Raw genomic sequence first — 10,092 nt, 5'->3', positions numbered from 1 at the left:
ACGCTGAAGCTTCTCTCCTTCGAGCCGACTGGGGCCATCGTCGCGGCCCCGACTTGCAGCCTGCCCGAGGTGATCGGCGGGGAACGCAACTGGGACTACCGTTACACCTGGATCCGGCGACGCCGCGTTCACGCTATACGGCCTGCTGCGCATCGGTTTCACCGAGGAGGCGGTCCGCTTCGGGGACTGGGTGAAGGACCGCTGGCAAGACGTCGACGGCACTGAGACCGGCCCCTTGCAGCTCATGTACGGCATCGACGGCAGGGCCGAACTTCCGGAGGAGACGCTCGACCACCTGGAGGGCTACGGCGGCTCCCGTCCGGTACGGATCGGCAATGGGGCGCACAGGCAGCTGCAACTCGACATCTACGGCGAGTTGATGGATGCGGCCTACCTCCACAACAAATATGTCGAACCCATCAGCTACGACGGTTGGACTCGCCTGCGGCGGCTGGTGGACTGGCTGTGCGACAATTGGAAACGGGAGGACGAGGGTATCTGGGAAGTGCGCAGCGGCCGGCAGCACTTTGTGTATTCAAAGGTCATGTCTTGGGTAGCCTTGGACCGCAGCCTACGGCTGGCCGACAAGCGCTCGTTCCCGGCGGACCGGGCGCGCTGGCTGAAGGTCCGCGATGAGATCTACGAGGAAGTCATGGCCAAAGGATGGAACCCGCGCCGTCAAGCGTTTGTTCAGGCCTACGGCTCCGACGCCCTCGATTCATCCAGTCTCCTGATGCCGCTGGTGTTCTTCATGGCCCCGAATGACCCGCGCATGCTCCGGACCATTGACGCGATCCGCCGGCCCTTGGCCGTGGGGGGTCTGGCCGCGGATGGTCTAGTCTACCGTTACCATTTCCCCGCCGCCCCCGACGGCTTATCGGGCCGCGAGGGCACCTTCAACATGTGCTCCTTCTGGCTGGTGGAAGCGCTGACCCGCGCCGGCCGCACCGATCCGGCACGGCTCGAGGACGCACGGCTGCTCTTCGAGCAGATGCTGGGTTATGCCAACCACCTCGGTCTGTACGCCGAGCAGACCGGCGACAGCGGCGAGGCCCTCGGTAACTTCCCGCAGGCGTTCACCCACCTGGCGCTGATCAGCGCCGCCTTCAACCTGGACCGAACGCTCGGCTCACGGTGAGTCGACGGATGATCGAGGCGCAAGGGCGTTGAGCGACTTAGATGACGATTGCCTCCGATCTCTTACAACGACATATCCAGACACTCGTCGAGGACAACGCGCAATGGCAGACGCTGATCGCCGATGATCTTTTGTGGGAACTCCCTTACGCGCCCGCCATCGGGCATCCGGCGCGGCTATCAGGGTGATGTCTAACGGAACCTGCGCTCATCTTCCCGCGATCACGACGGTCAAACATGCCCAACGGCGCGAGTGCGCTGAATGCGTGGAGATCGGCGCGCGATCATCCATTCCCCTTATTGCGGTGTGGTCAATCAATGTCGTGCAGCGTTCCACCAATCACTGGATGCCTGATCCGGCGTCCCATTTCCAATTACGAATGTCCGGCATGTCTTCGCCGTATCGTTCGATGTAGGCCTTGTGATCCAGCAGCCTGTCGCGAAGATACTGTTTGGCATGGGCGGCGCGCGAGCCGAGGCTTGGCACCCGGTCGATCACATCGCCGGCCAGGTGGAAGCGATCCAGGTCATTCAGCACCACCATGTCGAAAGGCGTCGTGGTCGTGCCTTCCTCCTTGAATCCGCGCACGTGCATCTGCGGGTGATTGGTCCTGCGATACGTCAGGCGATGAATCACCCAGGGATAGCCGTGGAAGGCGAAGATGATGGGCTTGTCGCGGGTGAACAGAACATCGAAGTCCCTGTCGCTCAGCCCGTGCGGATGCTCGCTCTTTGGCTGCAGGGTCATCAGATCGACCACATTGATGACGCGTATCTTCAGCTCCGGAAAGTGCCGCCGCAGGATCTGCACCGCACCCAGCGTCTCGAGCGTCGGTATATCGCCGCAGCAGGCCATCACCACATCGGGATCCGCACCCTCATCGTTGCTGGCCCATTTCCAGATCCCGACCCCGGCCGTGCAGTGCCTGACGGCGGCATCCATATCCAGCCATTGCAGCGCGGGCTGCTTTCCCGCGACGATGACGTTGACGTAGTTGCGGCTGCGCAGGCAATGATCCGTCACCGACAACAGGGTATTCGCATCGGGTGGCAGATACACGCGGACGACGTCGGCTTTCTTGTTCATGACAACGTCGATGAAGCCGGGGTCCTGGTGGCTGAAGCCATTGTGGTCCTGCCGCCAGACGTGCGAGGAGAGCAAGTAGTTCAGGGAGGCAATCGGCCGCCGCCAAGGGATGTCGCCCGCCACATCGAGCCACTTGGCGTGCTGGTTGAACATCGAATCGACGATGTGGATAAACGCTTCGTAGCATGAGAAGAAGCCGTGCCGGCCGGTCAACAGGTAACCCTCAAGCCAGCCTTCGCACTGGTGCTCGCTCAACATCTCCATCACCCGGCCATCGGGTGCGACGTGGTCGTCGCCGGGAATGATTTCCGCGGTCGAGCAGCGGTTGGTCACCTCGAGCACGGCGCCCCAGCGGTTGGACGTGGTTTCGTCGGGGCTGAAGATCCGGAAGTTGCGTGCGCCGGCGTTGAGCCGCAGCACGTCGCGCATGAACTGACCCTGCACGCGCGTGGATTCGGCCTCCGTGACGCCGGGCTCTGCGACCTTCAGCGCATGGTCGCGAAAGTCCGGCATTTTCAGATCGCGCAGCAGCAGCCCGCCGTTCGCATGCGGGTTCGCGCCCATCCGCCGTTCGCCCTTCGGCGCCAGCGCAGCAAGCTCCGGAATGAGCCTGCCGTTCGTGTCGAACAGCTCTTCCGGGCAGTAGCCCTTCAGCCACTCTTCGAGGATCTTTAGGTGCTCGGGCTGCGTCGCGAGCTGTGCAACCGGCACCTGGTGCGCGCGAAACGTTCCTTCGATCGGTTTGCCGTCGGCCGCTTCCGGGCCCGTCCAGCCCTTCGGGGAGCGCAGGATGATCATGGGCCAGCGCGGTCGCTCCCGGAATCCGTGCTTCCGCGCGTCGCCCTGGATGTCCCGGATCTCGGCCACGATCGCGTCGAGTGTGGCGGCCATCGACTGATGCATTTCCGCCGGGTCGTCGCCCTCGACGAAATACGGGGTGTAACCGTAGCCGCGGAATAGCGCCTCGAGCTCATCGCGCGAAATGCGCGCCAGTAGCGTTGGGCCGGCAATCTTGTAGCCGTTCAAATGCAGGATGGGCAGCACCGCGCCATCGTGGGCCGGGTTGAGGAACTTGTTCGAATGCCAGCTCGTGGCCAAGGGGCCGGTTTCCGCCTCGCCATCGCCCACGACGCAGGCCACCAGCAGGTCGGGATTGTCGAATGCCGCGCCGTACGCATGCGCGAGCGAATAACCGAGCTCACCGCCTTCATTGATGGAGCCCGGTGTCTCTGGCGCCGTGTGGCTGGGAATGCCGCCGGGAAACGAAAACTGCGTGAACAGCTTTTTCATTCCCGCTTCGTCCTGCGGGACGTCTGGGTACAGCTCGCTGTAGGTCCCCTCCAGATAGGTGTTGGCCACCAGACCCGGTCCGCCGTGGCCGGGCCCGGTGACATAGATCATGTTGAGGTCATACTGCGTGATGATCCGGTTGAGGTGCACATAAAGGAAGTTCAATCCCGGCGTGGTACCCCAGTGCCCCAGCAGCCGCGGCTTCACATGTTCGAGCTTCAGCGGATCCTTCAGCAGCGGGTTGTCGTAGAGGTAAATCTGGCCGACCGACAGATAGTTGGCGGCCCGCCAATAGGCGTTCATCTTCCGCAGCAGATCGCCGTCGAGGGGTTGTTGCGTCAGCTCAGTCTTTCTCGTGTTCATGGTCCAATTTCCTTTCCCGTTCAATCATGAGACCCAAAACGCGGCAGACGATTTGAGCGATCATCCATTCCTCGTCGGTGCGCATGACGCGCACGGCAACCCGGCCCCGTTCCGCGGAAATGACGGCTGCGCCGGCGGCGTTGCGCTTTTCATCGAGCGCGATCCCAAGAAAGCCCAGCCTCTCGCAGATCCGCGCGCGCACCACCGGCGCGCTTTCTCCGATGCCCCCGGCGAACACCAGGGTGTCCAGGCCACCCAATGCCGCGGCAAATGCGCCGATCCATTTCCCGACCTGATAGCAGAACAGCGCGACCGCCTCGGCGGCGCGCGGATCCTCGGACTCACGCTCGAGCAGGTCGCCCATGTCGGAGCTGGTTTCCGATATCCCGAGCAGCCCGGACTGGAAATTAACCATGTCGTCGAACTGCTTCGCATCCATGCCCTCGGTGTGCGCCAGATAGCCGACCAGGCCGGGATCGAGATCGCCCGAGCGCGTGCTCATCGGTATCCCGGCCGTCGGCGTGAATGCCATGCTGGTGTCGACGGGTTTGCCCTCATGCACGGCGGCCAGACTTGCGCCGTTGCCGAGGTGCGCGAGCACGACGCGGCCGCGCGCCGCGTGCGCTCCCGCGACGCGGGCGAGCTCCTGCATCAGGAACGCATAAGACAAGCCGTGGAAACCGTAGCGGCGCACACCCAGCGCCTCGTAGCGGCGCGGGATCGGCAACAGCCGCGCCACGCGCGGCAAGTCGCGGTGAAATGCCGTGTCGAAGCAGGCCACTTGCGGCAGATCCGGAAACCGGCGATGAAATGCTTCGATCAGCAGGATCTCGGCCGGGAGATGCTGCGGATCGAAAGAACTGATCCGATGAAGCTCTTTGACCATCTCTCGCGTCACGCGCTGCGGTTCGCCGTAGGTCGGCCCGCCATGCACCACGCGATGCCCCACCGCGGCCAAGCTGTTCCCTCCGATGCGCTCCTCCAGCCAATCGAGCAGCAATCCCACGGCCGCCGCGTGGTCCGGCGCCGCAACCGGACGTGAGGCGTTTTTGGCCGGCTCCGAGCCCTTCACTGTAAGCGCGGCTTCGGGCAAGCCGATGCGCTCGATCCGGCCCTCCAGGATTCGCCGCAGCGAGTCGCGGATCTCGAACAGCGCGAACTTGATGCTCGACGAGCCGCCGTTGATGGTCAGGATGCGTGCGGCTGGAATCACGTGTGTCTGGTAGCCTGCTCTGCGCCGATCAGATGCATCTTTCGCAACGTTAATTCGCCGAATGGCAGCATGCGACATGCCCAAATGGGATGATCAGAAAAATACAAAAACTACACAACCTTACCATAACATCCACCCTCCTGATCGTCAGCGATCCGAGGGTATAAATTCTTTCACCGTGACTTCTTTGCATTTGGCAAAGAAGTTTTGTCTGCTATTTGGTTGCGGCCAGAGGCCGCGCTAGGAAAAATAAGCAACCTTTTTTCGACAAGAAAAGTACTGCTGGGCTAGGGAGTTGTCAAAGACGCGAGTACTCGGCCCGAAAAGTCCCCGCTTCCCCGATTCTAGACCCCGACTCTAGCCCGAGAACTCGCGTGTTGCATAAGGCCAAACACATAAGGTCGCGAACGGCGGACTGGTCATCGGTTTGCGATGCTTGCTGATAAGATCTCTCAACTCTCAAACTGCTCTCCCTTAGTCCGGAATGTATGTGACATTCGACGCCTATCAATATTCCTACGTTATTGATTCATAATAGTCGTATAGTGTTTCTTATGTCACAATTCCAAAGCCATAACCGTATGATTTATATAGTTATAGTACGAGAACGAGCATCTGTCTTCGAACCAGGGGGTCGGCGGTTCGAATCCGTCCGGGCGCGCCATTAGTTCTTTCGTAATATCAAGTAATTATGACGGCTTTATTTACCCTGTCTTACGCTTCAACAGCAACAGTGCGGGACTTTTGCGGAACTTCTGTCTATGCACTTTGTTTGCGGCGTCGATCAGATTCTTGAGTTCTACCGCCGAGTAGTGGGTGGTGATTCGTCCAGATCGATGCCCTACTGGCCTGGCGGGGCGAGGCCTAACGGACGGTCTATATCGTGCAGATGGGGCCTGACCTCTGGGTCGTTCATGCCTTTCAGAAGAAATCGACCAAAGGCATCAAGACCACCGAAACATGAGATTGAACTGATCCGCGAGCGGATCAAACGGCTGAAGGAGATGCTCACATGACTGAGAAACTGGAACTTGTCAGAGGCAGCGGCAATGTCTTCCGCGATCTGGGCCATCCCAGGGCCGATGTGGAACAGCTCAAATCCATCCTGGCCACCGAGATCATAGGCGTGCTCGATGACCGCAAACTGTCCGTGCGCAAGGCCGAGAGCGTCACCGGAATCAATGCCAGCGAGTTTTCGCGCATCCGCAACGTTCAGCTTGGCCGCTTTACGGTCGACCGGCTCATGACCATTTTGAACCACCTCAACCGCCGCGTTGACGTGCGGGTCACCACCCGGCCCTATGGAGCGGGTGAAGCCGCTCCCGTTCTTGGCGCAGAGTGAAAGTATGGGAGGCAAATATAAAGGCGATGAAACGCAACCCCGCGACAGGATCTTCTCTGGACGATTTTCTTAAGCAGGACGGACAGCTTCAGGAAGCCACCGAAACCGCGCTCAAGCGTGTTCTGACCCGGCAGCAACGCGATGAGCTGCGCCGCGATATTCAGCGCGGCTTGGATGACAGCGAAGCCGGACGGGTAAGAAACCATGATCCTGAGCGGATTATCCAGAAAGGGATTAGAAAGTTAGGTGGGGTAGCTCCATGACCCGGTCCTACCGAATCTGGGTGACTCCTAACCAACCTACTTCGGCTTTGGCTTCAGGTTGAGACTGATCGCATTGCAGGCGCAGCGCAGAGACTCGGGAGATCCACGCGGCGTAACGTACACCCAGGATTCACAGGTTTCACAACTAAAGCATCCGAGAAGCTCCTTGAACGCAGCGACAACCGGCTCGAAATCCTTCTTTCCGAAGTTGGCCCACTCGTTGTAGTGAACAGCCTTGTTGACTGCCCACTGCTCGACGCTCATTGCGGCGTTAGAAGTGGATAGCAAAGTCTTCCGCTTCCCCGCAGCTTCCTTGTCAGCATCCTTTCCCCATGACTGCGCTACATCCGCAGCCTTGCCACAGAGATCTTTCATACGTTTCAAAACACTAGGGAGGAGATCGCCAAGTTCGTAATTGCCATCTGCGCGAAACTGAGGAGTCGCGCCGAGCTGGTCGGCCAGGTGGCGGGAAACGTACTCAAGATGATGACGGAGTGCGGCGGCGGCGACCTCCATCTTCCCCTTTCCGAGCGCAGCGGCGATCTCGTCCCAAATCTCCTGGTTCGACTCGACCAGTGGGCCGGTGTCGATTGTCCAGCTATGGAAAGCGATGGACGTCTTCGTGGTGACAAGACCGGCCGACTTCATCTGCTCGGCCCACAAGCGATCATGTGTGGTGATAATGAATTGCGTGTCAGGGAAATGCGTCTTCAATAGCTTGCAGAACTGATAGCGGTGTCCCGCATCGACGGACATAACCACATCGTCTAGGAGCGCGAATGTAAACCGATCTCCGAAGAGCCGCTTCATGAGCGCGAGATAAAGGCAGACGCCCATACCGTCCTGATGGCCCTCGCTATGGTAAGCACCAGGCGGAAACAGGCCGCGTTCGTAGAAGTTGACATCGAAATCGAGCTTGCCTTCGCTCGGGGTGAGCTTCGCGGTGAACTTGGCCTCGTCCTCTTCGTTGATCGCACGATAAAACGTGCTGAAGTCTTGCTGTACCTCGTCGTAGAGTGTGTTTAGCTCATCCTCCAGCACGCTGCAGTAGATATCGTAGGCAGCCTTCGCGGACGTCGATGCGACCTCCGCGGCTTTGTTCTTTCTCATGGCCTCCCGGTAGTCGCCGAGGCGAACCTGTGCAGTCGTAAGGAACGTCTGCGCATCGAGAGTGGCCGTTTGGTCAGCTTTTGCATTTAGCTTATCAGTAAGACCATTCAGGCTTTTCGGAAGTGCCCTTGGCATTTCTAGCCAGCTGCCTGTAAGACGATCTTTCAGGCCTGTAATCCCCTTCACGGTCGTCAGTTTCGCCTGCAGTTCTTCTAGATCGGTCTTCCAGCCGGTTAGAAGCTGCGCGGTTCCGCCTTCCCTCTGCCCTTCTGCGACCTTCTGGACCAGTCCTATAAGGCCCACCACTCGTATCGCCTCCTGTGCCAGCGCCGTACCGTTGTTCAGCAGCGCCTGCTGAAGCTTCCGGGCTTCCTCCGATTTCGCCAACTTCGCTTTCAGGTGGTCGCGGAGATGCTGCTCGTCCTTCCACGGTGTGTCGCAGAGGGGACACTCGGGGCCGTCGACGAGATCAAGCCCTTTCTCGATGAACGACCGTCGCTGCAAGGCGGCGAGCAGGGCGGGATCAGCCTCAAGCTTCGCGAGGTCAGATACGATTGCGGCCGCTTCTGTTTTTGCGAGATCGGGGCATCCCTTCGCTGCATCGGAAAGCGCCTTGAGATCGCGGAGGGCTGATTGCTTGTTGAAATCGGGCGTCTTGGCGGCAGCGGAAAGTCCGGCGTCGAGCTTTGTATCTGCCGTCAGCTCCGCTATTTCTGGCAGACCAAGCAGTTTCCGCCGCTTGTTAACGGCCTCCAATACATCCTCCGCGCGTAGCGTCGCGATGATCTGAAGGTGCAGTTGCAGGGCATCCCGGCCGGACTGCACCTGCGCAGTAGCGGTCTTGTGCGCACTCTGAAGCTTATTCTGGGCGGTGTTGAACGCGCTCCGGGTCTGCCCAATCTCATCGAGCTTGAGGATGGTTTGAATCTCTTCCGAGCGCTTGGTCGGCTCGACGAGGATAAAGCGGAGAATCTCGCGACGCGAAAGCGTAATTTCCGGATGGTCGGCGATTTCCGCGAGAGCAGCCTTCACGTCATCGTCAGGGGGCTCGATCTTGGGCTTTTTCGGAGACGAGACCTTCCGGGTGATCGTCACCGATTTGCCGAGCTCAGTAAGGAAGACCTGAAGCTCGACAAAGGCCGCATCGGGAAACTTAGTCTTGTCGACGTGAGGGCCATGCTCCGAAACAGAGAGGCCCTTGGTCCCTCTTCCGGTGAGTCGTCCAATTTGTCCGGTTAGACCGAATTCGATCGCGTCGATGACGCCGCTTTTTCCGGACCCATTCGGGCCAGAAATCGCGAACTTCTCCTTTCGGAAATCAATATCGAGCTTCCGAATGCCTCTCACTTCTTCGATATGGGCGGTTTCGAGCTTGATCACTTGAGATCACCGCCAGCAGGAAGCGAGAAAACCTTCACGAGGTCCTCAGCCTTCAACTTCTTACTGTCGGCGAGCAAGCTTCGGAGCTGGTCAATTTTCTCGGCGTCCACATCCTTGGATTCTGCGAGCTTCGTAAGGAACTTTTGGGCTATCTGTTGCTGAAGCGTCGCCATATGGACTTCCAGGATATTTTGCATTGTCTATCAATGTTCACGGGCTGTGTTCCGGTGTCACGTTGTGAAACGGCCACAGACACGCGGCGTGACGGTGCTGCTTCTGGCCAGGAATGCTGCCGGGGATTGGCTCGCCAAAGAGGTCCATCGTCACGCGATGCGGACAGGAAACAAGATCGTATAGCATCGCTGCAGTAACAGGCACAGTCATTGCCGTCTCTTTCTCCCGTCACCTTGCTTCTTGCATCTCGTTATCAGACTCGGAGTGTTTCCGCAGAATCCCCAGTACCTCTTTGGGGTGCAGAACCACATCATATCTCCACGACCCGAACCCTCCGTGCGCGTTAACAGCCTTCACCCATTCATCGAGAAATCGCCGCTTGGTTTGATCCTGCTCGGTGTCTTGGCCCTTAGTCTCCAGCACGAGGGTGTTGCCTGACGCCAGCCGGATGATGAAATCCGGGCGGTACTTCCGCACCACGCCCCTGTAGATGTAAAGTACCTCGAACCCGAGGTGATCGTTCTTCACCCAGGCCGCGACTTCCGGATTGCGGTCAAGCTCGAAGGCTTCCGAAGCCGCCCAGGTGCTATCAAGAACGCAGAAATTAATATGCGAGCGCTTAGCCCGGATTTCTCACCGATAGCCAAGAAAAAGGCCGTATCTCGTGGCATAATATGTGTTCGATCAGCATGTTATGCACAATGACGAGGACGGCTTTATGGAAACACAGTGT

The 10,092-nt window shown here is 59.2% G+C and carries 8 protein-coding genes and 2 pseudogenes; 5 read left to right on the top strand and 5 right to left on the bottom strand.

All coding sequences use genetic code 11. The annotated features are described in order from the left end of the window. Both M3436_16650 and M3436_16645 read left to right on the top strand, forming a co-directional pair. A pseudogene (locus M3436_16650) lies at positions 1 to 1,138 on the top strand (glycoside hydrolase family 15 protein). Between the two features lie 41 nt (positions 1,139 to 1,179). Then, positions 1,180 to 1,326: a hypothetical protein gene (locus tag M3436_16645; protein MDQ3565664.1), complete on the top strand. Its 147-nt coding sequence runs from the start codon at positions 1,180 to 1,182 to the stop codon at positions 1,324 to 1,326. Between the two features lie 151 nt (positions 1,327 to 1,477). Here the strand turns inward: M3436_16645 and M3436_16640 are convergent, their stop codons facing one another. Together M3436_16640 and M3436_16635 are read right to left on the bottom strand one after the other, a co-directional pair. Next, positions 1,478 to 3,877: a phosphoketolase family protein gene (locus M3436_16640; GenBank protein MDQ3565663.1), complete on the bottom strand. Its 2,400-nt coding sequence runs from the start codon at positions 3,875 to 3,877 to the stop codon at positions 1,478 to 1,480. Continuing rightward, positions 3,858 to 5,090 carry an acetate/propionate family kinase gene (locus M3436_16635; GenBank protein MDQ3565662.1) on the bottom strand — a complete coding sequence of 411 codons (1,233 nt, stop codon included), beginning with the start codon at positions 5,088 to 5,090 and terminating at the stop codon, positions 3,858 to 3,860. The genes M3436_16640 and M3436_16635 overlap by 20 nt, the downstream gene beginning before the upstream one ends. 844 nt (positions 5,091 to 5,934) lie before the next feature. Here M3436_16635 and M3436_16630 point away from each other — a divergent pair. From M3436_16630 to M3436_16620, 3 genes and pseudogenes are all read left to right on the top strand, one after another. Beyond that, positions 5,935 to 6,106: pseudogene (locus tag M3436_16630) on the top strand (type II toxin-antitoxin system RelE/ParE family toxin). Further along, positions 6,103 to 6,432, top strand: a complete 330-nt coding sequence (locus tag M3436_16625) for a helix-turn-helix domain-containing protein (GenBank protein MDQ3565661.1) — start codon at positions 6,103 to 6,105, stop codon at positions 6,430 to 6,432. The pseudogene M3436_16630 and the gene M3436_16625 overlap by 4 nt, the downstream one beginning before the upstream one ends. A 26-nt stretch (positions 6,433 to 6,458) precedes the next feature. Beyond that, positions 6,459 to 6,695, top strand: coding sequence for a hypothetical protein (locus tag M3436_16620; GenBank protein ID MDQ3565660.1), 237 nt, complete (start codon positions 6,459 to 6,461; stop codon positions 6,693 to 6,695). A 36-nt stretch (positions 6,696 to 6,731) separates the two neighbouring features. On the opposite strand, the gene M3436_16615 is transcribed toward M3436_16620, so the two are convergent. The 3 genes from M3436_16615 to M3436_16605 all read right to left on the bottom strand — a co-directional run bounded on the left by M3436_16615 (position 6,732) and on the right by M3436_16605 (position 9,887). After that, positions 6,732 to 9,185 carry an AAA family ATPase gene (locus tag M3436_16615; protein ID MDQ3565659.1) on the bottom strand — a complete coding sequence of 818 codons (2,454 nt, stop codon included), beginning with the start codon at positions 9,183 to 9,185 and terminating at the stop codon, positions 6,732 to 6,734. Beyond that, positions 9,182 to 9,382 carry a hypothetical protein gene (locus M3436_16610; protein MDQ3565658.1) on the bottom strand — a complete coding sequence of 67 codons (201 nt, stop codon included), beginning with the start codon at positions 9,380 to 9,382 and terminating at the stop codon, positions 9,182 to 9,184. The genes M3436_16615 and M3436_16610 overlap by 4 nt, the downstream gene beginning before the upstream one ends. 205 nt (positions 9,383 to 9,587) lie before the next feature. After that, the gene (locus M3436_16605) at positions 9,588 to 9,887 is read right to left on the bottom strand and encodes a hypothetical protein (protein MDQ3565657.1); all 300 of its coding nucleotides are present in this window, start codon (positions 9,885 to 9,887) and stop codon (positions 9,588 to 9,590) included. Positions 9,888 to 10,092: the final 205 nt, after the last annotated feature.

The organism is Pseudomonadota bacterium (genome assembly GCA_030859565.1).
GTDB lineage: Bacteria > Pseudomonadota > Gammaproteobacteria > JACCXJ01 > JACCXJ01 > USCg-Taylor.
Note: the sequence above shows the minus strand (reverse complement) of the source record. Positions and strands in the feature narration are given on the sequence as shown.

Coding starts and splice junctions, on each gene's coding strand:
- M3436_16620 (MDQ3565660.1), top strand. CDS start 6,459: ATGAAACGCAACCCCGCGACAGGATCTTCTCTGGACGATTTTCTTAAG.
- M3436_16625 (MDQ3565661.1), top strand. CDS start 6,103: ATGACTGAGAAACTGGAACTTGTCAGAGGCAGCGGCAATGTCTTCCGC.
- M3436_16645 (MDQ3565664.1), top strand. CDS start 1,180: ATGACGATTGCCTCCGATCTCTTACAACGACATATCCAGACACTCGTC.
- M3436_16610 (MDQ3565658.1), bottom strand. CDS start 9,382: ATGCAAAATATCCTGGAAGTCCATATGGCGACGCTTCAGCAACAGATA.
- M3436_16640 (MDQ3565663.1), bottom strand. CDS start 3,877: ATGAACACGAGAAAGACTGAGCTGACGCAACAACCCCTCGACGGCGAT.